Here is a 255-nt window from a genome sequence, read left to right as displayed (position 1 = left end):
CCACCATTCGGTGAGAGATCGCCTGCAGCACAATTTCATCGAAGATATCTTGAAAGATCGTGGTGTCTTTAAAGCGAGTGCGACGATTCCAGCTAATCGTCGTATGGTCTGGAACTTTATCCGTTAAACCCAGCCCCAGGAACCAGCGATAAGCCAGGTTCGTCTGAATTTCACGCTCGAGTTGCCGTTCTGAGCGAATGCCATAGAAATAGCCGAGAAAGATCATTTTAAACAACACGGTAGGATCAATGGCAG

Annotated in this window: 1 protein-coding gene; it reads right to left on the bottom strand. The window is 47.5% G+C overall.

Annotated elements, in window-relative coordinates:
- The coding region (locus WA407_RS26520) for a transposase (protein ID WP_336078747.1) at nucleotides 1-255 on the bottom strand (255 nt) is incomplete at both ends.

The organism is Paenibacillus sp. 203 (assembly GCF_037027525.1).
GTDB lineage: Bacteria > Bacillota > Bacilli > Paenibacillales > Paenibacillaceae > Paenibacillus > Paenibacillus polymyxa_B.
The sequence above is the reverse complement of the archived record's forward strand: the minus strand, read 5'-3'. Positions and strand labels throughout refer to the sequence as shown.